Origin of the sequence: Flavobacterium frigoris (assembly GCF_900111075.1) — a bacterium.
In the GTDB taxonomy this organism is placed as follows: Bacteria; Bacteroidota; Bacteroidia; order Flavobacteriales; family Flavobacteriaceae; genus Flavobacterium; species Flavobacterium frigoris.
On the sequence record NZ_FOFZ01000003.1, the window covers coordinates 197564 to 222429 of the forward strand.

Below are 24866 nucleotides of genomic sequence, written 5' to 3' on the forward strand. Positions count from 1 at the left end.
TGGAAAAAATATTTTTCTTTTTATGGAAAAGCTTCTGCCTTTTACAATGAATGACCTTGCTAAAATCACCAACCATAGAAGTGGTGAAATAAAATTTGGCGAAAAAATGATCACCGTACCAAAAGGAGTAGATACGCTTACTTTTTTAAAAACGTGTGAGGCTAAGTATGTGCTATTCGGAATCCCTGAAGATATAGGTGTAAGAGCAAATTTCGGAAGACCAGGGACGGCTTCGGCATGGGATAGCGCTATTAGAAGTATTGCTAACATTCAGCACAATCGTTTTTGTAAAGGGAGCCAGATAATTGTCTTGGGGCAAGTGAATGTTTCCGCCGAAATGAAAGAAGTCGAAAATCTAGATTTCCATGATATTGACGATCGTTCCAAATTAAGTCAATTAGTTGAAAAAATAGACAAAGATGTTTCTCATATTGTCTTCAATATTATCAAATCTGGCAAAACCCCAATAATAATTGGTGGAGGACACAATAATTCCTACGGTAATATAAAAGGGACCGCTCTTGCAAAAGGAAAGCCAGTAAATGCAGTTAATTTTGATGCTCATTCTGATTTTAGAATCCTAGAAGGACGTCATAGCGGTAATGGTTTTTCATATGCATACGAAGAAGGTTTTCTTAAAAAATATTTTATTTTTGGATTACATGAAAACTACACCTCCAAAAGTGTTTTAGATCTAATCAAAAAAACAGAGGATCGCGTACGTTACAATACCTATGACAGCCTGGCAATTCGAAAAGAAAAAGAATTTAATCAAGAAATGATTAGTGCTCTTGAATTTATAAAAACTGATTATTACGGAATTGAAATTGATTTAGATGCCATTCCAAATATTGCGAGCAGTGCAATGACTTTGAGTGGTTTTTCAGTGGAAGAACTCAGACAGTTTATTTCCTTTTTCGGAAAAAATAAAAATGCCTCTTACATACACATATGTGAAGGTGCGCCAGACTTAGGTGAAGAAAAAAACAATCATTTGATAGGTAAACTAATAGGCTACTTTGTAACTGATTTTATAAAAGCGAATAATAGTATAGTCTAAATAGCCACTTAAACTCATCCAATACAAGAATGAAACTCCTTGAACAGTAGTAATAAATAAGCATCAAAAATAATAATACTATCTTTGCCACACTATCCTCGTACTTAATACAGGATATTTAATTTCAAAAATATGTTATTCGAAGATTTATCACTTTCCAAAAGTATACAAAGAGCCGTATATGAACAAGGCTATACTAACCCCACTCCCATTCAAGAACAGTCAATTCCGCTAGTATTAGCAGGAAAGGATTTAATAGGTTGTGCACAAACCGGAACCGGAAAAACAGGAGCATTTGCCATACCAATTATACACCAATTACATCGCATTGTAGGCTCATCAAAGAAGGCCAAGCAAATTCGTGCATTAGTAGTAACTCCTACACGAGAACTAGCAGTACAAATTGGTCAAAGTTTTGACACCTATGCTAAATATACGAACTTAACACAACTGACTATTTTTGGTGGTGTTTCACAAAACCCGCAGGTTGACGCCTTAAAAAATGGTGTTGATATTTTAATAGCAACTCCGGGAAGATTACTTGATTTACACAAACAAGGCTTCATTGACCTTGATCATTTACATGCGTTGGTACTTGATGAAGCAGATCAAATGCTCGATATGGGATTTGTAAACGATGTAAAAAAAATAGTTAAACTGACTCCTAAAAATAGACAAACACTATTTTTCTCTGCAACAATGCCAATTGCAATTCGAGAACTGGCTGAAATCTTTTTAACAAACCCAGAGACGGTAACCGTTTCCCCAGTTTCATCTACTGCTGAAAATGTGGAACAAAACGTCTATTTTGTTGAAAAGACAGAAAAAAGAAACTTATTATATCATTTAATTAAGAATCAAGATTTGTCTGACGTTTTAGTTTTCTCAAGAACGAAGCATGGTGCAGATAATGTGGTAAAAGCATTACGTAAAAACGGAATTGCAGCTGAAGCAATACATGGAGACAAATCTCAAAATGCGAGACAACGTGTGTTAGAAGCTTTTAAAAACAAAGAAGTAGGCGTTCTAGTAGCAACTGATATTGCGGCTCGTGGAATTGATATTGATCAATTGCCTTATGTTATTAACTTTGATTTGCCAAATATTCCTGAAACATACGTTCACCGAATAGGAAGAACAGGACGCGCTGGAAATGGTGGTATTGCTATTTCATTTTGTAGTAAAGATGAGCATGGCTATTGGAAAGACATCCAAAAATTAATTAAAGTAGATGTAAAAATCGTAAGTGATCACCCGTACCCATGGCACTCTGGAAATCCTGAAACAGCTCCTGGAGGATCTACAAAACCAAAAAACTCAAACAGAAGTGGTGCTGCTCATAAATCAAGAAAGTCAGATGCTTCAAAACAAAATAAAAAACGCTGGTATTAAATAAATTTATTATTACCAATCAACTATAACAAATACCTTTTTCCAACATGGAGAAAGGTATTTTTTTATTACGTAACTACTTGTTTATTAGTTAATTAAATGTTATTGTTGTTGTCAAAATTTAAGTACACTCTTTTATTTTATAATTTTAATAGTAATTAATAATCATTTAAAACTAACCAATTATGGAAGCATTAGTAAAAAGAAACGGATTTACTCCGTTAGTAAGCACTGGTTTTTTACCAACAACGAATACATTTTTTGATGATTTTTTATCCAGAGATCTTATGGAAATGACTGGCCCAAATTTTGCAACATTAGGGACCAATTTACCATCTGTTAATCTAAAAGAAACAGATAAAAAAATTGAAATCGAATTAGCAGCTCCAGGTCTAAAAAAAGAAGATTTTAAAATCGAAATAGATAACAACATGCTAACTATTTCTTCAGAAAAAGAAGAAGAGAAAGAAGAGACAAGTAAAAAAGAGAATTACTATCGAAAAGAGTTTAGCTATCAATCCTTTTCTAGATCTTTTAATCTTCCGGATTATACTGATGAAAACCACATTAATGCCAATTACAAAGATGGCATACTGCATGTTGATATAGCCAAAAAAGAAGGAGGCAAGAAAAAAACAGCAAAGACTATTGCCATTAAATAAACAGGAGTTTTTTTTAAATTCTTATATAAAGAAATCGCGAAATCATTTAAACTAGAAATAGTTTAGTATGATTTTGCGATTCTCTTTTTTTAATCGAATATAAAGCTTCTAAACCAGCTCGGTCTTGTTTTCTCCATACAAAAGCTGATTTATCGTTTTAAATAAAAGTACTGGCTCAAAAGGTTTAATGATAATGTCGTTAATTCCAGCTGAAAGTGCCTCTTCTGAAATTTCTTCTTTGTCAAAGGCAGTTACTGCTATTACAGGAGTTACTATCCCTTTTTGACGTATTCTTTTGGTAGTTTCAAAACCATTCATCAACGGCATATTTATATCCATCAATATAATATCAAATTTTTCGGTTTCAAGTATCGCAAGAGCGGCCATACCTGAATCAACTACTCTGCTTTTGCAATTATTTTTTTCAATAATCTTTTTCGTGATTAGCTGATTAATTTTGTTATCATCTACCACAAGTACTTTAAATATTTCACTCGAGCTTAAATCAACTTGAATCTTATTTATAAGCTCCATAGTTTTAATAGGATCATGATCAAATGCAATGGTAAAAGTAAAAGTAGTCCCTTCTCCTGTTTTACTTTTAAGAGAGATAGTACTATCAAACAATTCTAATAGTCGTTTTACAATAGATAAACCTAAGCCGGTACCTTGATAATCAATTTCTTTTCTTCCAATCTGTACAAATTTTTCAAATATCTTTTCTTGATCTTCCTCTGCAATTCCAACCCCATTGTCCTCAATATTAAATTCAATAAAATGAGCTTTATTTTCGATTCTAACTAAATCAGCTTTAATATTTACTTCCCCATTATTTGTGAACTTCAGTGCATTACTTACCATGTTTATTATAATTTGAGAAAACCTTAGTTTATCACCTATTAAATATTCAGGAATTGCAGGGTCGATACTAACATTAATATGGTTCTTATGGCTTTTAGCAATGAATGATAATGAATTCTTAATCAGATTAATTTCATCAGCTAGATTGAACGTTAAGCTTTCGAGCACAATTCTATTTTCTTCGATCTTATTGATTTGAAGAACATCATTAACCAGACACAGTAAGTAACGTGCCGAAAATTTAAGGGAGGCTAAATGAGGACTATCGGCCAGTTCTTTATGCTCATCCAATAACAAATTTGTTATACCTACAACACCATATAAAGGCGTACGTAGTTCATGACTGATAGTTGATACAAACTGTGATTTCAAATGAGACGCTTCTTCTGCTCTCTCTTTTGCAATAAATAATTTTTCATTCGCGATGATGAGCTCCGCATTTTTTTTCTTCTTAAACCTATTATTCCTATAAAAATTATAAAGTAATAGTAGCACCACACTAAAGGCTATAATAAATAATATTACAATAATCCTTGACTTTTGCAAACTTATATCTTGTAAATTTATTTCGTTTTCTATTGTATCAACTTTTCTTTTATATTCATCTAACTCTAGATTAAGACCAACAACATTTGCTTTCTTAAGCTTGTTAGAATCTTCAAGTACTTTTTTTATTGAATTATAAAGGACTAAATTTTCATAAGCCATTTTATAATCTCCTTTCTTCATCAATAGATTGGCATACTCTTCATACACATACAACAAATCAGATTGCTCATTACCTTCTTTTCCTAATATAATTGCTTTTTTAAAAAACGAATCGGCTTTATCAAATTCTAATTTATTGGTAAAAAACATCCCATTTAGCATATTTACAGCCACAATAGTCTCCTTATCATCTAATTCACTTTGATGGGTATTTATAAAATCTAAATAGGGTTTCCCTTTGTTAAAACTTCCTTTATAAAAATAAGCCCATGCAATATTCATTTTTGTGATATAGGCTCCCTTGGAATCGTTAATTTTAGAACTATACTCAAGTGCTTTTTGGTAATAGTTTATCCCTTCGCTAAGGTTGTTTAATTCAAAACAATAAACATTCCCTATGTTATTATTGAGCGAATTCTTGATAGTATCATTATTAGTTTTATCTGCATACGACAGTCCTTTTTTATAATAAAAGACAGCTTTATCAATTTCAGACAATTCTTCAAAATTTGCCGCAATCGTATTGTATGATTTAGCAATCAATTCGTCGTCATTCCTGTCGATAGCATACCGCAATGCTAATCTTGCGGTGGCTAATGATTGTTCAAATTTAGACTCAGCTAATTTAGTAGTAGCAACAACGGTTAATTTTAAAATTGCTTTTCTAGAAGGAGTATCCGCGTTTGCAATAGGAACATTGCTGAACATTTTTAACGAAAAAAAAAGGAATAAAAGTATTCGTATGTGCGGCATAACTTGCTTTTTATTATCAAATATACATTTATATAATTGACTATCAATATTTAAATTAAATAGATATTAACAAATTAAAGAAAAACAATAAAAAGAAATATCCTACACGGAAATTTATAAACTAAATTTAAAACTATACATGACAACTTAAAAACGAATTCTAAAACAATATAAAAAGCCGTTCCAAATCAATCTATTCAAGATATTTTACCTTAAATAAATAGTGTGAACGGCTTATTTCTAATATATAAAATATTTATACTTGTAGTTAACTAAAAATCCTTAGGGTGGTGCAATTTCCCTACGGATTTTGCTACGATGGTAGCAACAGTAGAATCACTAGTCACGTTGACCACGGTTCTGCACATATCTAAAGGTCTATCAATGGCAAAGATAAGTGCCAATCCCGCTTCAGGAATTCCAGCTTGACCTAAAACGATAACAAGCATGACCATTCCGGCGCTAGGAACTGCTGCAGATCCTATCGAAGCAAGCGTTGCCGTAACCACGATCATTAATTGTGTATTTAAGTCTAAAGGATTTGGGAGCATTGCCTGAGCAATAAAAATAGCTGCTACCGCCTGATATAGACTTGTACCATCCATATTTACCGTAGCGCCTAGCGGCAATACAAAACTGGACACTTCTTCATCAACTCCTACATGTTCCGTTACGCATTCCATCGTTACTGGCAACGTAGCTGCGCTTGAACTTGTCGAAAAAGCCAACAATTGTGCAGGTGCAATTGCTTTGAAAAATTTTATTGGATTTACTTTTGCAAAAATCAGTAACAACGCAGGGTAAAATAGAAAAGTCATAATAAACAACCCTAAGACAACCGTCAATCCATAAATACCTAATGCTCTTAGCGTACTAAAGTCAGGGATTTCTACCATCAAAGAGGCCATTAAAGCAAAAACACCATAAGGAGAAAAAAGCATTATGATATCGATGATTTTCATAATAACTTCATTTAACCCTTTAAAAAATTCGACAACAGGTTTCGCTTTCTTTTCCTCAACTAAGATAAGTCCGATACCAAGAAGGATTACGAAAAGGATAACCTGTAACATACTACCATTATCGCTTAAAGCCTTGAAAAAATTATCTGGAACAATATCAATCAATGGTTGAAGGGGGCCATTCTTTTTAGTACTCGCCGCCATTTCTATCTTTTGAGAGGCATCCACAGAAAAATTTTGGATCAAACTTTCTCTCGACTCTTGATTAATATACCTCCCTGGTTTTATTAGATTAGCCAAACCTAAACCAATAGTAACGGCTATTACGGTAGAACATAAATAAAATAATACCGTTCTTCCACCAAGTTTTGAAAGCTTAGAAATATCTTTTAAATCTGCTAACCCTACTATTAACGAAACCACTATTAATGGAACGGCAATCATTTTAAGAAGATTTATAAAAATAGTCCCAAAGGGTTTAATCCAATCGACGACAATCCCTTTTTGTTCAAGATTCTTCATTAATAATCCAAACAGTAATCCTAATATCATTCCTATTAAGATTTTCCAATGCATCGCAAGTTTCTTCATAATTTAAATTTTAATTTTAGCTATAAAGCCAAATATCCCTAAATTAAAAACTCCTCAAATCTGAGGAGTTTTTTAGTATCATTTATTCTAAGGAATCTATTTCTATTTCGTTATTTTCTTCCCATTGTCCTACCACCGAAGTGGCTAATGCATTTCCTAAAACATTAGTAGCACTTCTAAACATATCACAAAAGTGATCTATTGGTAATATCAAAGCGATGCCCTCAATTGGAATATCAAACATACCACAAGTGGCTGCCACAACTACTAAACTAGCCCTTGGCACTCCTGCTATTCCTTTACTTGTAAGCATTAAAACGAGTAGCATTGTCATTTGCGTTCCTAAATCCAAATCAATTCCATAGGCTTGCGCTATAAAAATACTAGCGAAAGTCATGTACATCATACTACCGTCAAGGTTAAAAGAATACCCTAATGGCAACATGAAGGAAACAATTTTATCTTTCACTCCAAAACGCTCTAGTTCTTCCGTTAATTTTGGAAAAACCGCTTCACTACTTGTCGTTCCAAAAGCAATAATTAATGGACTAACGATTCTTTTTAACAATACTGTCATCCTACTCTTAAGGAAAATATAACCAACAAGGATTAATACGATCCAAAGCGACGAAATACCAATTAAAAAGGAACCGAAAAATTTAAAATATGTAATAGCCAATTCTTGAAAATCCCTAACTGCAAAAACTCCCGCAATAGCTCCAAAAACTCCAATTGGCGCGAAATTCATCACATAATTTACCATTTTTAAAATGATATGCGACATTTTATCCAGTGCAGTAACTACAGGTTTAACATAGTCACCAATTGATGCAGCAGCTAAACCAAAGAAAATTGAAAACACAACAATTTGTAAAATTTCATTCGTAGCCAGTGCTTCAAAAATACTCTTTGGAACAATATGCTCAATAAAATTTTCGAAGGAAATACTCTGAGTTTTAGCAGCCACTTCTGAAGCTGACGTCAAATCAACATTAGATAAATTAAGTCCAACTCCCGGTTTAAGAAGATTCACAAAAAACATTCCTAATAATAGTGAAATAAAAGAAGCTGTAAAAAACCAACCTAAAGCTTTTCCCCCAATTCTACCCACTGCACTTACATTTCCCAATTTTGCAATACCCACAACTAACGTCGTAAAAACTAATGGTGCGATAATCATTTGCACCAATCTTATAAAAACGGTAGCAAGAATTTTTATTTTATTACTGAAAGATAAGGCAGCTTCTACCGAAATGGTATTGTGAATAACAATTCCTAAAATGGCTCCTAAAACCATCGCAATCAGTATTTGTGTCGTCAAGTTTGATGTTATTGACTTATCTTGTGTATTTGTAGAACTCATTTGGTTTATTATTGGTTTTATGGGTTGGTTTATCATTAAAAGTACCTCCTTAAACTGGAGTTACCATTTAATTAGTTTTTAATATATTTTGTTAATCAAATAAAAATCAGCTAATACAATTGCCGCCATCGCTTCCACAATAGGGACTGCTCTAGGTACAACACAAGGGTCATGGCGTCCTTTTCCTGTCATCTCTGTAATATTTCCTTGATTATCTAACGACTCCTGTTTTTTCATAATGGTAGCTACTGGTTTAAAAGCCACTCGGAAATAAATATCCATACCATTGCTAATGCCACCTTGAATTCCACCAGAAAGATTCGTTTTTGTCGTCCCGTCAGGATTGTATAAATCATTGTGCTCACTACCTTTCATTTTGGCACCACAAAATCCACTTCCATATTCAAATCCTTTCACAGCATTGATAGAAAGCATTGCTTTACCCAGTTCTGCATGCAGTTTGTCAAAAACAGGTTCCCCTAAACCAACTGGAACATTCTGAATCACACAGGTAATAGTTCCCCCTACGGTATCTCCTTGCTTGCGAATTTCGCGTATGTACTCTTCCATTATCACTGCAGATTCTTCATCAGGACAACGAACAGGATTATTTTCAGTTTTTGAAAAATCTAAATCTTGATAGGGTTTTTCCAGAAAAATTGACCCTACTGAAGATACATAGGCATTAATTTTAATATCTGGCAACATTTGCTTAGCAATTGCACCTGCCACTACTCTGCTGGCAGTTTCACGTGCTGAACTTCTTCCGCCTCCGCGATAGTCTCTAAAACCATATTTCTTTTCATAAACATAATCGGCATGACTAGGTCTATAATTATCCTTTATATGAGAGTAATCGTCTGATTTCTGATTTGTATTGGGTATAATAAATCCTATTGGCGTGCCCGTTGTTTTTCCTTCAAAAATACCTGATAAAAACTGAACATCATCCGGTTCTTTTCGTTGTGTAACGATAGCAGATTGACCTGGTTTTCTTCTTGACATTTCTAGCTGAATTGCCTCTAAATCTAGCGTTATTCCAGACGGGCATCCGTCAATTATCCCACCTAATGCTTCTCCGTGAGATTCTCCAAAAGTTGTTATTCTAAATAGAGTACCGTAGCTATTTCCTGCCATTATAATAAGTTTTGAACAAATATATGTTTTATGACTTAAAGTAAAAAATTTAAAATTAGGATTGCATAATAAAATCCCCAACTTAAAAAGTTTACGTTTAGTTAATGGTTACTACTAATTCATAACAATCTGATAAAACGGAATTCGTAACCCAATGCCTAAATTTGTGAAACTTCAAATTAGAATCAATTGAAAAAAAGAAAAGTTGAGATCGTTGTAATTTCTGATGTACATCTTGGAACCTTTGGCAGTCATGCCATAGAACTTAATAAGTACCTATCATCAATAAAACCAAAAATTTTAGTGTTGAACGGTGATATCATAGACATTTGGCAATTTAGAAAGTCCTATTTTCCTCAAACACATTTGAAAATCATTCAAAAAATAATGAGCTTTGCTTCCAAAGGCACTAAAGTCTATTACATTACCGGAAACCACGATGAAATGCTTCGGAAATTCAGTGACCTGAATATGGGCAACATCGCACTAGTGGATAAATTAATATTAGAAATGGATGATAAAAAAGCATGGATTTTTCATGGTGATGTTTTTGATGCTTCCGTGAATCATGCAAAATGGATTGCTAAATTAGGTGGCCTCGGTTACGATTATCTCATTCTTTCCAATCGGTTTGTTAATTGGTGTTTAAAAAAGATTGGAAAAGAACCGTATTCGTTTTCGAAAAAAATAAAAGCAGGCGTAAAAAAAGCAGTAAAACATATCTCTGATTTTGAAGAAACGGCCACAGAACTCGCAATTGAAAAAAAGTATGATTATGTAATCTGCGGGCATATCCATGAACCAAAAATTATAAAAAAGGAAAATAAAAATGGGTCTGTCCTATATCTCAATTCTGGCGATTGGGTCGAAAATTTAACAGCCCTTGAATACAATAAGAAAAGATGGAAACTATACTGCTATCAGGAATCTAATTTTTCAGAAGAAGAAAACCTCTTCGAAATGGAAGACAACCTGAGTCACCAAATAATTTAACATTTTTTTAATAAAATAGAAACAAATAACAAACCATTGGTAATCATTGCTTAAAGCATAAATCAACAAAACTCAAGGTGTGAATTTTGAAACAATTAACAATTAAAATATAAATTTTTCGTTCCCATTTCGTTGTAACTTTGCAGCAACAAATATTTAACTATGAAAAAAATTATTTTATCTGCTTTTATGTTAATTGGATTAGCATTTAGCACACAAGCACAAGACATCTCTAAAAACGCAATAGGTTTACGTTTAGGAGACAGTGGCGGTTTTGGAACTGAAATTACTTACCAAAGAGCTTTGGGAAGCAACAACAGACTTGAACTTGATTTAGGTTGGAGAAATAGAAAAGACTACAATAATAATGGTTATGATGACAACGCAATCAAACTTGCTGCTTTGTACCAATGGGTATGGAACATTGATGGTGGTTTCAACTGGTACGCTGGTGTAGGTGGTGGTTTAGGTAGTTATAGTTATGATAACGACAATACTCATTATAACGATACGTTTGCATTTGCTGCAGGGGACATAGGAATTGAGTATAATTTTGATATTCCATTATTAATCTCTTTAGATTTCAGACCTGAATTTGGTGGAAATGGTTACTACAAAAACAATTACGGTTCTGATATTGCCTTGGGTCTTAAATACCAATTCTAGTATTACTCTGTTTATATAAAAAATGCCACTATCTCTAGTGGCATTTTTTTATTTAATAATAATTTCTTTTTTCGAGTTAATTTTGACAACGCAAAAAGGATAAGTTATTACCTGAGATACCATCGTACCAAGCTCCGGACTACTTTCTTTTACATTGATTATTATATTTTTTTCCGTTTCCTGAACACTTTCAACCGCTACTGAATAACCTCCAGTACTTTTTTCGCCCATATTCAAAATAACAAAATTTGATCTTTGAACATCGATAGCAGTAATCTTATTTTTCAACTGCTTATCGTTCTGCAACATTTTTATTTCATTTGGTTCAGTCAAGATCTCGTAGAAATGAATGTTACCCCCTCCATCAGATTGTTGCGTCAATACTTCAAATAAAGGTGATTTCCCTGTTTCTTTTATAACAGTAGCCCCGCAGGAAACTAATAAAAAAATAATAAACACAGAACTGATTTTTTTCATTGGTTTATTTTAAGTTGATTCAAAGCGTTATTCTTTTTTCGATTGATTCAAAAATTTATTTTTTTTTGAATACTTCTTAATTGCCTTTTGATATAAATCGACATACAATGGCAAAATGTTTTTAATATCAAACTTCTTTGCTACAGACAATGCATTTTCTTTAAATTTTAAAAGAACAGTATTATCTTTTAATATTTTCAACGCATTCTGAGCCATTTCATCTGTATTCCCAACGTCGCTCAAATAACCTGAAATCCCTTCAAAATTTACTTCAGACAACCCTCCAGAATTACTAGAGATCACCGGAACTCCCCAAGCCATCGCTTCTAATGCTGCGAGACCGAAACTTTCTGTTTCAGATGGCAACAAAAATAAATCAGTGTAACTTAAAATTTTATCGATTTCATTACTGTTTCCAAAAAAGATAACTTTATCCAAAATACCTAATTCCTGACATAGATATTCAGCCTTTTCTTTCTCAGGCCCATCACCTACCATCATTAATTTAGCAGGAATTTCCTGTTGAATTTTATGAAATATTTTGATAACATCAGGAATTCGCTTTACTTTTCTAAAATTACTAATATGAGTAATTATCCTTTCGTCTCCTTTAGCCATCAAAGAACGGCGACATGAAATACTCGGATCTTTAGTATTCTTATCTAATTCTATAAAGTTAGGTATGACATGAATATCTTTTTTTATGTTAAATAACTTATAAGTATCCTCTTTCAAACTTTGTGAAACTGATGTCACCACGTCAGATTTATTGATACTAAAACTTACTGCTGGTTTATAGAAAGGATGATTTCCAACCAATGTAATATCTGTTCCATGAAGCGTAGTAACCATCGGGATTTCAATTCCTTCATCTTTCAACATTTGCTTAGCCATATAACCCGCATACGCGTGAGGAATGGCGTAATGTACATGAAGCACCTCGATTTTATATAGTTTAACCATATCAACCAATTTGCTCGATAGTGCTAATTCATAAGGCTGATAATGAAACAATGGATATTCAGGAACGTTAACTTCATGATAGTGAACGTTAGGATTTAACAATGCCAAACGAACGGGTTGACTGTAAGTAATGAAATGAACTTCATGGCCATGACGAGCTAATTCAAGCCCTAACTCTGTAGCGACAACTCCACTTCCTCCAAACGTAGGGTAACAAACTATTGCAATTTTCATGTATTTATTTTAATGTAACGAATTTAAGGAAAATAGGAACGCCATTTTTTAAAATGACAAAAGAAATCTTTAATTATATATCTGCTTTAAACTAATTACCGTTCAATTGCATCATATATTATTTCTTGAATGTCTTCTCGAATATTTTCTCTTGATAATTTATTTGTACTATCTGCAGGAAATGTTCTATTGGATAAGAAGATATAAACGATTTCGGTTTCTGGATCTGCCCAAGCCATTGTGCCTGTAAATCCAGTATGTCCAAAACTAGTCATGGAAGCACAACCACAAGTAGGGCCTTTATCTCCTAACTGAGGTTTATCAAAACCTACGCCTCTTCTATTGCCTTCTGAACAAAAATAACAGGTATTAAAGTCGTCGAATGTTTTCTCCGAGAAATACTGCTTATTACCGTAATTTCCCTTTTGCAAATAAAGTTGCATTATTTTAGCAACATCCATACTATTTGAAAAAATTCCAGCATGTCCGCCAATTCCACCTTCCATTGCAGCTCCCATATCATGAACATATCCCTGTATAATCTGATGACGGAAATACGTGTCAATTTCTGTTGGTGCAATTCGATCTTTAGGAATACTTTGCAACGGATTGTACATGGTATTATTGGCGCCAAGTGGTCTATAAAAATTATCAGTACTTAAAACATCTAATGTTTTTCCAGTAGCTTTTTGTAAATACTCTTTTAGAATCATAAACGTAAAATCACTGTACTTGTATTTTTTTTGCGGAAGCAACTTACTGTCTGCAATCAACTTCATAATAGTATCATGATAATCATTTCTTAAAAAAAGACTATCAGCCACTTTTGTGGAAAATTGTGCCTCTGATATCTTTTTATAATATTTATCTAAAGGGTTACCACTTTTATCTACCGTAGCTTTATAAAAAGGAATCCAAGGTTGCAGTCTGGCATAGTGAGACAACAATTCCTTAAAGTGTATGTCTTCTTTATTTGAATTTTTAAATATAGGAAGCATGGAGTCTAACCTAGTTTGCATGTTTATTTTCTTCTGATCATATTGGAGCATTACGTTGGGCAATGTAGATAAGATCTTCGTTAAAGAAGCCACATCATACACATCACTATTAGTGACTTTTGAATTCTTTTCATAGGTCTGGTATCCAAAAGACTTTTGATAAATGACTTTTCCTTTTCTTGCTACCAAAATCTGCATTCCAGGGGCCATTTCGCCATTGATTGCTTTTTGTGCTACGGCTTCAATTTTATCCAAAATCAAAGGATTCATTCCCACATTTTCAGGTGCTGTGAATCCTAAAACATTTAATTTTTCTGTCGAAAGTCCTAAATCAGCAGTAAACTCAGTCGTGACAGTAACAGGTAATTTCCCTTTGGCAGTAATAGCACCAAAAATCAACTCAGCAGAAACCTCTTGTGCAATCGAGCTGTTTTGATAGGAAAGCACTACGCCCTCGATATCACCAAAGCTTTCTATGGGAATCAAAGAATAAGGAGATGCAAAAACATCTAGTATAACCTTGTTGTTTTTAGATAAAAACGCCAGTTTTTTTAATTCTGCTTGGTTAAAATCATACTTTTTCCATGGGGCATCAGAGGAATGATACCCAACAATAACTTTTGTAAATTTATTTAATTTCAGCTGTAAGCTGTCTAAATTAGCATCTGAAATTTCAGTAACTTCTGTGTACTTTTTTAAGGTTGTAACAAATCGACTGTTCGTGGCATCACCAATTTTCACATAGGCGATTTTTTCATTTTGCAGATCCTTTATTGGCAATATAGCCTCTTCATTTTTTAATACCGTCAACGCACTTTCATATAATTCATATTCTAATGCCTCATTTTTAGAGGAATTAAGATCAGAGACTAAATTGGCAGTAACAATAGGCTTGTACGTATTTAAACCAGCGTGATATTTAAATTTAAGAATTTTCTTCACTGACAAAGCCAGTCTACTTTCCGTGAATAAAGAGTCCTGATAGGCTTGCTTGAAAGCATCTAAAGCCAGTGGAACATTTTCAGGAAACAGTAAAACATCGTTTCCAGCCAGAAACGCCTTTAAGTCAATCTGACCTGGAGTGCTAAATCTACTTACTGCTTTCATATTTAAAGCATCTGTAAAAATAAGACCTTGAAATCCTAATTCCTTTTGGAGAACATCTGTGACAATTTTATAAGATATAGAGGAAGGATAATTTGGTTTAGGTTCTAAGCTTGGTACGTTTAAATGCGCAACCATTACTGAAGCAAGTCCTTTTTCAAACATCTTTTTGTAGGGATAGAATTCCATTATCTCTAATCTTTCCTTAGAAAAATTAACAATTGGCAATCCTTTGTGGGAATCGATATCTGTATCTCCGTGACCTGGAAAATGTTTCCCTGTCGAAAACACACCTTTACTCTGCATCCCCTTCATCATTGCAATGGCTCGTTCCGTAACTTTATACTTATCTTCGCCAAATGAACGGAAACCAATAATAGGGTTTTTAGGATTCGTATTAATATCCAATACGGGAGAAAAATTGAACTGCAGACCCAATCTTTTACTTTGCACTCCTATTTGAGTACCTAATTTTTCAATCAATTTAATATCTTGCACCGCACCAAGAGTCATATTCCATGGATATGTATAGGTAGAGTCGAGACGCATACTGAGTCCCCATTCAGCATCATTACCTATAAATAGTGGTGTTTTAGATTTAGATTGGTACCGATTTGTCAAATTGGCCTGACGTACAGGCCCGCCTTGAAAAAATAGTAATCCACCAATTTTATTTTCACTTATGAGTTTTTCGATCGCAGTATAATGAGTGTTATCGCTATTTGAATAGGCAGCAACCATAAATAACTGCCCTACTTTTTCATCAAATGTCATCGCATTATAAATACTGTCCACCCATTTTTTCCCTTCAATTGATATTTCAAAAAGCATAGAAGGCTTTTGAGATTTGTCAACTACTACACTATCAATTTCCGAAGGATGATGGGCAAGTATTACCTTCTGCTTATTATTTTTTACTCCAATACAACTGGTTATAAAAAAAAATAAGACATAAAGAAAAGAAATTCTGATGCCTGTATTTTTCATTAAAGTATTATGTTTTAGAAAAAACGGCTATGCCAACTATCGATAGCCGGGACTTCCCATGATTCATTATATTCCTGAATATTGTTAATTAAATTATTAAAAACAATAGTATTTTCAGTGACTGCTTTATCTTTTACCATTTTTTTAAAATCTATTAATGGCTTGTGTGCAATGTGCTCTCCTAGTTTAAAAGTCACATTCATTTTGTCCAATAGATCAACATTGTATTTCTTTTCTAATGATTGGATAAATTCAACGGATGAATCTATAGAGCAACCAGTAGCAGTTTGAACATCTTGATCAACGGCTAGTATAATAAATCTATTGTATTTTAACTGATACGAAGAAACCAAACTCGTCCCATGTGCAGCCCAATTTTCTAGAAATGCCTGTAAATCAGTTTCTATTTCGGAAAATTCAGCATCCGAAAATTTTCTATTCGATTGGTAGATCCAAATTTTGGATTCTTCCGGTAAATTTTCAAATGGTACGTACATTTTTTTTTATTTTTAAATTTCGAATTTTCGATTTCAACTCTAAAGTTCTATAAATCTTGAGCATTTGCAATTAATTCTGCAATGTCCATCACTTTTACATCTCCTTCTTTTTCTTTATTTTTAATACCATCCGTCAACATAGTATTACAAAACGGGCATCCAGCAGCAATTATTTCTGGTTTTGTGTCTAATGCGTCTTCTGTTCTTTCAATATTAATTTCTTTGTCTCCTGGCTCTGCATCTTTAAACATTTGAGCGCCTCCGGCACCGCAGCACAATCCATTTGCACGAGAACGTTTCATCTCTACTAATTCAGCATCCAGTTTTTGAATCAGCTCTCTAGGTGCTTCATATACATTATTGGCCCTTCCTAAATAGCATGGATCGTGAAAAGTAATTCGTTTTCCTTTGAATTGCCCACCTTCTATTGTCAGTCTTCCGTCATCTAATAATGATTTCAAGAATTCAGTGTGATGAACTACCTCGTATTTCCCACCCAATTCTGGATATTCATTTTTTAAAGTATTAAAACAATGCGGACAAGCCGTCACTATTTTCTTGGCTTCATACGCATTCAGAACTTCTATGTTCATCATCGCTTGCATTTGAAACAAGAACTCATTTCCTGCTCTTTTTGCGGGATCACCAGTACAACTCTCTTCGGTACCAAGTACGGCGAAAGGAACGTTTGCACGATTCAAAATTCGTACAAATGCCTTTGTTATTTTTTTTGCTCTATCATCAAAACTTCCTGCACAACCTACCCAAAACAATACTTCAGGTTGTTTTCCTTGGGCAAGCATTTCCGCCATTGTTGGCACTATTAAATTCTCTGACATTTTATATTTTTTTATTCAGCTAGCTAACTAACTAGTTATTTGAAAAGCGATTAAACGAATAACCACCTAAACTTTACAAAATTAATTTTCGTTTTTCCAGTTCAATCTATCCTGTTGATTGTATTGCCATGGTGCTCCATTATTTTCTATATTGGTCATCATCGCATTTATAGGCATTGGTGCAGCACTTTGCTCCATAACTAGGTAACGACGCATATCCATGATAATAGATAGAGGACTAATATTTACAGGGCATTCTTCAACACATGCATTACAAGATGTACAAGCCCAAAGTTCCTCTGCAGTAATGTAGTCATTCAATAATGTTTTGTTATCTGGAATAAAAACACCTTTATTAGCATCAATATTCCTTCCTACTTCTTCCATTCTATCTCTAGTATCCATCATAACCTTACGAGGAGATAGTTTTTTACCTGTGATATTTGCAGGGCAAGATGAAGTACAACGACCACATTCTGTACAGGTGTAAGCATTTAATAATTGTACCCAATTTAAATCCTGAATATCGCTTGCTCCAAACTTAGCGGGAACTTCACCCTCTGCCGCAGCTGGCGCTGCTGCAAATGGATCAGCATTAGGATCCATCATCATTTTAACTTCTTTAGTTACTGCTTCTAAATTATTAAACTGTCCTTGTGGATTTAAGTCAGCAAAATAGGTGTTCGGAAAAGCCAATAAAATGTGTAAGTGTTTTGAAAAATACAAATAGTTCATAAAAATTAAAATACCTACAATATGCAACCACCAGAACACTTCAAAAAGTAGCATCACTAACTCATTTGACATTCCGTTAAATAGCGGTTCGATGAATTGGCTAATAGGAAAAGAACCTGCTACTATAAAATGAGAAAAGCCTCCAGGTACATTTTGCAAATGCAAATCAGATGCATTCATCAATAAAAACAATGTCATTAATACCACTTCAAAATAAAGGATATAATTAGCATCATTTTTAGGGAATCCTGTTAAATCCTTATTTATGAATCGTTTTAATTTTATAACATTTCTTCTAATCCAGAAAACACTAACTGCTATCAACACTAAAACTGCCAATATTTCAAATGAGGCAATTAAAACATCATAGAAAGAACCCAAAAAGCCAAAAACTCGGTGTGTCCCAAATAAACCGTCAATAATAATTTCTAACAATTCAATATTGATAATTATAAAACCTAAATAAACCACAATATGAAGTGCTCCAGCGATGGGTCTTTTTACCATTTTTGACTGTCCTAATGCAATCATGGCCATGTTTTTCCATCGCGCACTAGGATTATCTTTTCGATCTATCTCGATACCTAGATTGATGTTTCTTCTTATCTTTTTTATGTTTACAAAAAAATAGCCAAACCCGATAATTAATAATAGGGCAAATAAAATATTGTCTAAGTAGCTCATAATTACTAGTTTTTTTCTTTTGAGATAGTGTCGGTTACAGGGGCTTTATACGGTTTGTTTTTCTTTCCAAAAAGAGAAACATTTACATATCTTGTAGGATAGAGTCTAACATCTTGCAGCAATAGCTCTAATTCTTTTGAAGTTTTTGACAAGTTGGTATAAAATGCATCATCATTCAACAATTTACCCATTGTACCTTTTCCAGATTCTAATCCTTTCATGATACCATTCACTTTCGCCAAGGTATTGTTTAGATTTCTCACTGTTTTGCCTAAATCAGCTTTATTTAAAGAATCTGAAATTTTAGAAAAATCAACAGATATTTTATTAAAATTAGTTACGACACCTTTTATCTGAGTTTTATTTTCATCAAGAATAGTATTCATACTCAACGAAGCTTTATGAAACTGTTCCATTGTTTTGCTTAATTCAGCTAAACTATTTCTTAAATCCTCTTGTGCCTTCTTATCTAAGACATTATTAACCCCAGTAATTAGAACGTCGGCGTTAGCCATAATCTTATCTAATTTTTCTTGAAGCGGAACTAGTTTCTCTCCTACTTTATCAGTAAGTCCCAATCGAATTGCCCCTTTAAGTTTTTCACCGTTTAATGCAATCGACTTGTCTTTAAAATTAGGCTCTATAGCAATTTGCTTTCCAGCAATAAAACCAGGCTCATAAATCGCAGCGATACTTGATCTTGAAATAGGGAAATCAGATTTAATTTGTAGTTCTACTAACAAATTACCTGTGTTTTCATTAATAGTGATTTTGGCCACTCTACCTATTTCCAAACCATTTAGTGTAATGGGTGCAGAGGAAGTCAATCCTTCTACTGTTTCGTATTCGACATATAATGTTTTGTAACTATTTAAAAGATCTCGCCCTTTTAAGAAGCTATATCCCCAAATAAATAATAATATCGATGCAATTACTAAAACTGCAGTTTTAATTTCTCGTGTTAATTTCAAAATGTAAGTATTTTGTACAAATTTAATATAAAATAATTGAACTTCTTATTATTTAATCGCTTCTTGTATGCTTATCTTCTTTCCGTTTTTAAAAGCTATCAAAAAAGCAGAACTATACCCTTTTGCCTTAGCTTCTTGCAACAGATTTTTTGATTCATTATAATCAGACGTTTCGCCGTACATATATTTATAGACATTATTACCATAGTCCACAGATATATTATTTAAGCCTTTAAAATTTCTGGGTTGTAAATCCATTTTTTTTCCACTTGCAGAAATTTGTACTTTAAAAAGGATCTGAGTATTATCTTGTTTTGGAGCTACTTTTCTATTATCTACAGATTCGGTAACTGATTTTGTTTTAATCGGAGCTTCACTATCCTTAGCTGAACTTTCACTATTCCTTTGTGAAGGCTTAGGTTCAGTAGTTTCTGCTCCACCTGTCCCGTAATATTCATTTTTATAACCAATTATTGCATTCGCGATAGCGTTGGCAATTTCATTCTGACCTTCTTCTGAGTCTAATCGATTTCCTTCATCAAAATTAGATATAAAACCCATTTCTATTAGAACCCTAGGCATATATGCTTTATGCAGCACCATAAAAGGAGCTTGTTTTACCCCTCCACCACGAATTCTCTTTCCTAAGCCTTCAAATTCATTTTCGATTTTACTAGCCAACGAAATGCTATTATCCAGATATTCTTCTTGCATCAATGTCATTCCGATCATGGTTTCTGGAGAATTAGGATCAAAACCTTCATATTTCCTTTTGTAATCTTTCTCTAAAGTAATAACAGAGTTCTCTTTTTTAGCCGCTTCTAGATTTGAAGCAATTTTATTCATACCCATTACATAGGTTTCCGTACCATCTGCATCAGTATTTCTATTGGCATTACAGTGAATTGATACGAAAATATTAGCATCGGCTCTATTCGCAATATTGGCTCTTTCGACTAAATCAACAAAAATATCCGTCTTTTTTGTATAGATGACATCAACTTTAGGGTTGTCTTCCAAAATCTTACCCACTTTAAGTACAACCGCCAAAGCGATGTTTTTTTCCACATGCCCATTATACACAGCTCCAAAATCATGCCCGCCGTGCCCTGCATCTAAGGTCACCTTAAAGTTAGTATTTTGACCAAAAGAAAGGCTACTAACCAAAAAGGAAAGAAATAATAACACTTTAAACGCCTTATCATTATTACTATTTTTCAATTTCAAAATTTATTTATTTTTTACAAATTTAATTATTCTTCTTATCAACATCAAAATTATTAAGACAAGACTTTAAACTTAATTAGAAGTAACTACAAAAGCATCTGGATATCCAACCAACTGAGCTTCTAATTTCATTTTTTTTACTTCTTGAATAGTAGATGCTGCTCCATACATGTATCTATATATTTCATTATCAAATGTACTTGTTATATTGTTTAATCCTTTGAAATTACTAGGTATTAACGGTATGTTTTTAGAACTTGCTAAAAGTTGCACTTTATAAATAGTATCACTACTTGAAGTCGTAATAGCACTTACGGTAATTGCAGTATTATTCTTGACTTTGCTATTCACAATCGATCCTGTCCCGAAATATTTTTTCTTATATTCAACTATTGCTTTTGCTATTTGCAATGCCATTTGGTCTTGTCCTTCTTCTGAATTCAAAAACTCTCCTTCTTCTCTATTTGATAAAAACCCAAGTTCAATTAAAACACTAGGCATATAGACCGCATCTAAAACCCAAAGCGGTTGCTGCTTGATACCTCTAGAGTTTCTTTTTAGATTATGTGTGAAATTACCTTGAATCTCAGTAGCTAAAATGATACTGTTATTTAAATTCTCTTCTTGTAAAATCGTCAATCCAATCAAGGATTCTGGTTTATTTGGATCAAAACCCTGATAAGTATCTTTAAAATTATCTTCTAATAGAATTACAGAATTTTCCTTTTTTGCTACCTCTAGGTTTAAATCACTTCGGGACAACCCCATTACAAAAGTTTCGGTCCCGTAGGGCTGGAAACTTTTTACTGAATTACAATGAATAGACACAAACAAATTAGCATTCGCCTTATTAGCAATTTTCGGTCTATTAGCCAATTCAATAAAAACATCAGTAGTTCTAGTATAAACAACTTTAAAATCGGCTGCTTTTTCTAAAAACCCACCCACTTTAAGCGTCGTTTTAAGCGCAATGTCTTTTTCAGTATAACCATGATACGAATTCCCTGGATCTTTACCACCATGACCCGCATCAAGTATTATTGTAAAATTTTGATCATTTTGAGAAAACACAGAAGTATGGGTAAACACAATAAAAATCGCTATCAAAAAAATATAATAATTGAATTTCATATGTTAAAGTTAATTTTATTGGAACACTAGTACTTAATTTTTTTATTTGATTATTTTTGCCAAAAAATAATCAGTAAGTTTGACACTTCAAAAAACAAGCCATAATTTTACAAAAATAGCATTTAAACCTTTGCAGACAAACTTATTTAATATCGTTTTAATATCCTTTTTCCTGACAATGGGAGGTGCCAACTTATATTCTCAAGATATATCAAAAAAAACGACCGCTATTACCGTTAAAAAACAAGCCGAAAAATCTTCTTCAGTAATTGATAAAAAAAGTACTTCCATTTCAGATTTAAAGAAAGAAACGGATACTATTACTAAGAAAGACACGATTAAACCTAAAAAAGCATTTCTTGACGGGAAGGTTAGATATAAGGCTGCGCAATATGCCAAGATTGATCAAAAGAAAAAGCTGATTACTTTATACGATCAAGCTGAACTTTATTATCAAGATGTTGAATTAAAGGCAGGAATAATTGTTTTGGATTATGAAAAGAACGAGGTTTATGCCGGTAGAATTAAAGATTCTACTGGAAAATATGCACAATACCCTAACTTCAAACAAGCTGGAAACGTTGTGGAACCGGATTCTATTCGCTTCAATTTCAAGACGCAAAAAGCCTTGATTTGGAACTCAAGAACAGAGCAAGGTGAATTTAAAGTAAAAGCACAAATTACGAAAAAAGAAAATGATTCTGTATACTTTTTAAAAGGAGCTCGATTTACCACATCTAAGAATGTAGACAATCCTGAATATTATTTTCAAACTAGTAAAGTTAAATTCATCCCAGGAAAAAAAGTAATAACCGGTTTGACTAATATGGTAATTGCAGATGTACCCACACCGATAGCTTTGCCGTTTGCTTATTTCCCAATGACCAAGGAAACGAATATATCAGGAATTATTTTACCGAGTTATAATGATTCAAATACCAGAGGTTTCTCCTTGCAAAACGGGGGCTACTATTTTGCCTTAAACGACCATTATGATTTAACAGTTTTAGGTGATTATTATACCAATGGAAGTTACGGAATGCGTTTTGAATCTTCTTATGCCCAACGATATAAATTTAGAGGAAATATCAATGTTCGATTTGAAAATTTAATTTCTAGCGAAAGAGGCTATCCAGACTATTCTAAACAAAAAATTTATAATATCCAATGGTCGCATTCTAGAGATACAAAAGCAAACCCTAATTCCTCTTTTTCGGCATCTGTGAATCTAGGAAGTAGTAAATATTTCAAGCAATCGATAAATTTGGCTAATATTGGTTCGAATCTTAATAATACTTTAAGTTCCTCTATTTCTTATTCAAAAACATTCCAGTCCGTACCACAAGTAAGAATGTCTTTGTCAGCAACCCATTCGCAAAATACGCAAACTGAATCGATTAATATGACCTTACCTACGCTTCAGCTTAGTGTGGATCGAATCTATCCTTTTGTTGGAAAAGACGGTATTAAAAAAGGTTTTTTCAAAAATATAAATTTACAATATAATTTAAACGGTCGAAACACAATTACTACAACTGATTCGCTTTTTTTTAAACCGCAAATGTTTAGAGATGCCAAGTTGGGGGTGCAACATAGCATCCCGTTAAGTACTAATTTTAAATTGTTTAAATATTTTAGTGCTTCGACCTCTCTAAATTATGAAGAAGTCTGGTATGCAAAAACAATTGAAAGAAGCTACAATACAGAACAAAGTGCAGTTGTCGATAAGATTGTAAGCGGTTTTGATGCCTTTAGAACGTATTCCTTTTCATCAAGTGTTGGGACCACAATTTATGGTACTTTCAACTTTGGCGAAGACAAAAAAATAAAATCGATCCGACACGTCATGAGACCTTCTGTTTCTTATGGATATACACCAAGTTTCGAAAAATACTATGATACTTACGCCTCTGATGCCTCCGGAACCATTACCAAGCAATATTCTCGATTTGAAGGCGGAATCTTTGGCGCACCAGGAATAAGCAACTCTAATACGCTTGGATTCGACTTAAGCAATACCTTTGAGGCAAAAGTAACCGATAAAGACAGTACTAAAGTAGAAGCTAAAAAAATAATGCTACTCAATAATTTAAATTTGTCAACAAGTTACAATTTAGATGCTGATGGAGTAACGGCACTCGCTTGGTCGCCCGTTCGTGTCAGTGGTGGAACACAATTATTTAGAGATAAGATGAATGTCAACTTTGGTGCTACATTAGACCCTTACGCCATTGATAATTCTGGGAACCGAATCTCAATGTATAATATTAATAACGGGGGTAGCTTGTTTAGAATGACAAGTGCTAATATGACTTTTAATTATTCCTTATCCAGTAAAGACAAAGACGAAGCTAAAAAAGATAAAAACGAACAAAGTCAAAGAAATGGTGGTCGTGAGGATGATCTTTTTGGTGCCAACACTGTTTTAAATGATACTCGTAAAAGTCAGTTTGACGGTGCTGAAGAGGAAGGAGACGATAAAATTTCAGAATTCTTTAGTTCGAAATTACCTTGGGATATGACTTTCGCCTATTCTCTAACCTATGGAAACAATAACCGAGAGAAAAAAATTATTGGAAATTCTATCATGATATCAGCTAATACTGACTTGACACCAAAATGGAAAGCTGGAATATCTACCGGTTATGATTTTGTACAAAACGGAGTTACCTTTACACAACTGCGGTTTGAGCGTGATTTGTTGAGCTGGAGAATGGATTTTAATTGGACTCCTTTTGGAACAAATGCCAACTGGGGGTTCTTTATTGGAATTAAATCAGGGGTATTAAGCGACATTAAGTGGGATAAACGAAGTACAAATACATTACGTTAAACTAGGCAATCATTACTACTTTTTACTTAAATAACTCA

19 protein-coding genes are annotated in these 24866 nt (G+C 33.3%); 6 read left to right on the forward strand and 13 right to left on the reverse strand.

The features are described from left to right. Nucleotides 1-22: 22 nt before the first annotated feature. From BMW63_RS06295 to BMW63_RS06305, 3 genes are all read left to right on the forward strand, one after another. Nucleotides 23-1060 (forward strand): formimidoylglutamase, encoded by a 1038-nt coding sequence (locus tag BMW63_RS06295; protein WP_074722369.1) that lies wholly within the window; start codon nucleotides 23-25, stop codon nucleotides 1058-1060. Nucleotides 1061-1192: 132 nt separating this feature from the next. Beyond that, nucleotides 1193-2452, forward strand: a complete 1260-nt coding sequence (locus BMW63_RS06300; protein WP_074722371.1) for a DEAD/DEAH box helicase — start codon at nucleotides 1193-1195, stop codon at nucleotides 2450-2452. A 185-nt stretch (nucleotides 2453-2637) separates the two neighbouring features. Next, nucleotides 2638-3114, forward strand: coding sequence for an Hsp20/alpha crystallin family protein (locus BMW63_RS06305; protein ID WP_074722373.1), 477 nt, complete (start codon nucleotides 2638-2640; stop codon nucleotides 3112-3114). A gap of 108 nt (nucleotides 3115-3222) precedes the next feature. Here BMW63_RS06305 and BMW63_RS06310 read toward each other — a convergent pair whose 3' ends face one another. The 4 genes from BMW63_RS06310 to aroC all read right to left on the reverse strand — a co-directional run bounded on the left by BMW63_RS06310 (nucleotide 3223) and on the right by aroC (nucleotide 9489). Beyond that, nucleotides 3223-5391, reverse strand: coding sequence for a tetratricopeptide repeat-containing hybrid sensor histidine kinase/response regulator (locus tag BMW63_RS06310; protein WP_083380367.1), 2169 nt, complete (start codon nucleotides 5389-5391; stop codon nucleotides 3223-3225). 317 nt (nucleotides 5392-5708) lie between these two features. Continuing rightward, nucleotides 5709-6989 (reverse strand): dicarboxylate/amino acid:cation symporter, encoded by a 1281-nt coding sequence (locus BMW63_RS06315; RefSeq protein WP_074722377.1) that lies wholly within the window; start codon nucleotides 6987-6989, stop codon nucleotides 5709-5711. 82 nt (nucleotides 6990-7071) lie between these two features. Further along, nucleotides 7072-8352 (reverse strand): dicarboxylate/amino acid:cation symporter, encoded by a 1281-nt coding sequence (locus tag BMW63_RS06320; protein WP_074722379.1) that lies wholly within the window; start codon nucleotides 8350-8352, stop codon nucleotides 7072-7074. A gap of 78 nt (nucleotides 8353-8430) precedes the next feature. Further along, nucleotides 8431-9489, reverse strand: coding sequence for a chorismate synthase (gene aroC / locus BMW63_RS06325; RefSeq protein ID WP_074722381.1), 1059 nt, complete (start codon nucleotides 9487-9489; stop codon nucleotides 8431-8433). Between the two features lie 189 nt (nucleotides 9490-9678). Here aroC and BMW63_RS06330 point away from each other — a divergent pair, with 189 nt between their 5' ends. Beyond that, nucleotides 9679-10482: a UDP-2,3-diacylglucosamine diphosphatase gene (locus tag BMW63_RS06330; RefSeq protein ID WP_074722383.1), complete on the forward strand. Its 804-nt coding sequence runs from the start codon at nucleotides 9679-9681 to the stop codon at nucleotides 10480-10482. 162 nt (nucleotides 10483-10644) lie between these two features. Continuing rightward, nucleotides 10645-11148, forward strand: coding sequence for a hypothetical protein (locus tag BMW63_RS06335; RefSeq protein ID WP_074722385.1), 504 nt, complete (start codon nucleotides 10645-10647; stop codon nucleotides 11146-11148). Between the two features lie 48 nt (nucleotides 11149-11196). Here BMW63_RS06335 and BMW63_RS06340 read toward each other — a convergent pair whose 3' ends face one another. From BMW63_RS06340 to BMW63_RS06380, 9 genes are all read right to left on the reverse strand, one after another. Further along, the gene (locus BMW63_RS06340) at nucleotides 11197-11625 is read right to left on the reverse strand and encodes a protease complex subunit PrcB family protein (RefSeq protein ID WP_074722387.1); all 429 of its coding nucleotides are present in this window, start codon (nucleotides 11623-11625) and stop codon (nucleotides 11197-11199) included. 27 nt (nucleotides 11626-11652) lie between these two features. Then, on the reverse strand, nucleotides 11653-12822 hold the full coding sequence (gene bshA, locus BMW63_RS06345; protein WP_074722389.1) for an N-acetyl-alpha-D-glucosaminyl L-malate synthase BshA: 1170 nt from the start codon (nucleotides 12820-12822) through the stop codon (nucleotides 11653-11655). 95 nt (nucleotides 12823-12917) lie between these two features. Continuing rightward, a complete protein-coding gene (locus BMW63_RS06350; RefSeq protein WP_074722391.1) occupies nucleotides 12918-15911 on the reverse strand; it encodes a serine hydrolase domain-containing protein in 2994 nt (997 codons plus the stop codon). A gap of 14 nt (nucleotides 15912-15925) precedes the next feature. Beyond that, the gene (locus BMW63_RS06355) at nucleotides 15926-16408 is read right to left on the reverse strand and encodes an ABC transporter ATPase (RefSeq protein WP_074722393.1); all 483 of its coding nucleotides are present in this window, start codon (nucleotides 16406-16408) and stop codon (nucleotides 15926-15928) included. Between the two features lie 47 nt (nucleotides 16409-16455). Continuing rightward, nucleotides 16456-17247: a (Fe-S)-binding protein gene (locus tag BMW63_RS06360; protein WP_074722395.1), complete on the reverse strand. Its 792-nt coding sequence runs from the start codon at nucleotides 17245-17247 to the stop codon at nucleotides 16456-16458. Nucleotides 17248-17328: 81 nt separating this feature from the next. Beyond that, nucleotides 17329-18666: a 4Fe-4S dicluster domain-containing protein gene (locus tag BMW63_RS06365; protein ID WP_074722397.1), complete on the reverse strand. Its 1338-nt coding sequence runs from the start codon at nucleotides 18664-18666 to the stop codon at nucleotides 17329-17331. 5 nt (nucleotides 18667-18671) lie between these two features. Next, nucleotides 18672-19637 carry an MlaD family protein gene (locus tag BMW63_RS06370; protein WP_074722399.1) on the reverse strand — a complete coding sequence of 322 codons (966 nt, stop codon included), beginning with the start codon at nucleotides 19635-19637 and terminating at the stop codon, nucleotides 18672-18674. A 48-nt stretch (nucleotides 19638-19685) separates the two neighbouring features. Then, entirely contained in the window at nucleotides 19686-20825 is a 1140-nt protein-coding gene (locus BMW63_RS06375; protein WP_139174213.1) for an N-acetylmuramoyl-L-alanine amidase family protein, read from the reverse strand. Between the two features lie 111 nt (nucleotides 20826-20936). Further along, complete coding sequence (locus tag BMW63_RS06380; RefSeq protein ID WP_074722401.1) at nucleotides 20937-21995, reverse strand: N-acetylmuramoyl-L-alanine amidase family protein; 1059 nt, start codon at nucleotides 21993-21995, stop codon at nucleotides 20937-20939. Nucleotides 21996-22074: 79 nt separating this feature from the next. Here BMW63_RS06380 and BMW63_RS06385 point away from each other — a divergent pair, with 79 nt between their 5' ends. Next, entirely contained in the window at nucleotides 22075-24828 is a 2754-nt protein-coding gene (locus tag BMW63_RS06385) for a putative LPS assembly protein LptD (protein ID WP_074722403.1), read from the forward strand. Nucleotides 24829-24866: the final 38 nt, after the last annotated feature.

Excerpts from the sequence above, each read along its gene's own strand:
- BMW63_RS06295 (WP_074722369.1), top strand. The coding sequence starts at position 23 with ATGGAAAAGCTTCTGCCTTTTACAATGAATGACCTTGCTAAAATCACC.
- BMW63_RS06300 (WP_074722371.1), top strand. The coding sequence starts at position 1,193 with ATGTTATTCGAAGATTTATCACTTTCCAAAAGTATACAAAGAGCCGTA.
- BMW63_RS06305 (WP_074722373.1), top strand. The coding sequence starts at position 2,638 with ATGGAAGCATTAGTAAAAAGAAACGGATTTACTCCGTTAGTAAGCACT.
- BMW63_RS06310 (WP_083380367.1), bottom strand. The coding sequence starts at position 5,391 with ATGTTCAGCAATGTTCCTATTGCAAACGCGGATACTCCTTCTAGAAAA.
- BMW63_RS06315 (WP_074722377.1), bottom strand. The coding sequence starts at position 6,989 with ATGAAGAAACTTGCGATGCATTGGAAAATCTTAATAGGAATGATATTA.
- BMW63_RS06320 (WP_074722379.1), bottom strand. The coding sequence starts at position 8,352 with ATGAGTTCTACAAATACACAAGATAAGTCAATAACATCAAACTTGACG.
- aroC (WP_074722381.1), bottom strand. The coding sequence starts at position 9,489 with ATGGCAGGAAATAGCTACGGTACTCTATTTAGAATAACAACTTTTGGA.
- BMW63_RS06335 (WP_074722385.1), top strand. The coding sequence starts at position 10,645 with ATGAAAAAAATTATTTTATCTGCTTTTATGTTAATTGGATTAGCATTT.
- BMW63_RS06340 (WP_074722387.1), bottom strand. The coding sequence starts at position 11,625 with ATGAAAAAAATCAGTTCTGTGTTTATTATTTTTTTATTAGTTTCCTGC.
- bshA (WP_074722389.1), bottom strand. The coding sequence starts at position 12,822 with ATGAAAATTGCAATAGTTTGTTACCCTACGTTTGGAGGAAGTGGAGTT.
- BMW63_RS06350 (WP_074722391.1), bottom strand. The coding sequence starts at position 15,911 with ATGAAAAATACAGGCATCAGAATTTCTTTTCTTTATGTCTTATTTTTT.
- BMW63_RS06355 (WP_074722393.1), bottom strand. The coding sequence starts at position 16,408 with ATGTACGTACCATTTGAAAATTTACCGGAAGAATCCAAAATTTGGATC.
- BMW63_RS06360 (WP_074722395.1), bottom strand. The coding sequence starts at position 17,247 with ATGTCAGAGAATTTAATAGTGCCAACAATGGCGGAAATGCTTGCCCAA.
- BMW63_RS06365 (WP_074722397.1), bottom strand. The coding sequence starts at position 18,666 with ATGAGCTACTTAGACAATATTTTATTTGCCCTATTATTAATTATCGGG.
- BMW63_RS06380 (WP_074722401.1), bottom strand. The coding sequence starts at position 21,995 with ATGAAATTCAATTATTATATTTTTTTGATAGCGATTTTTATTGTGTTT.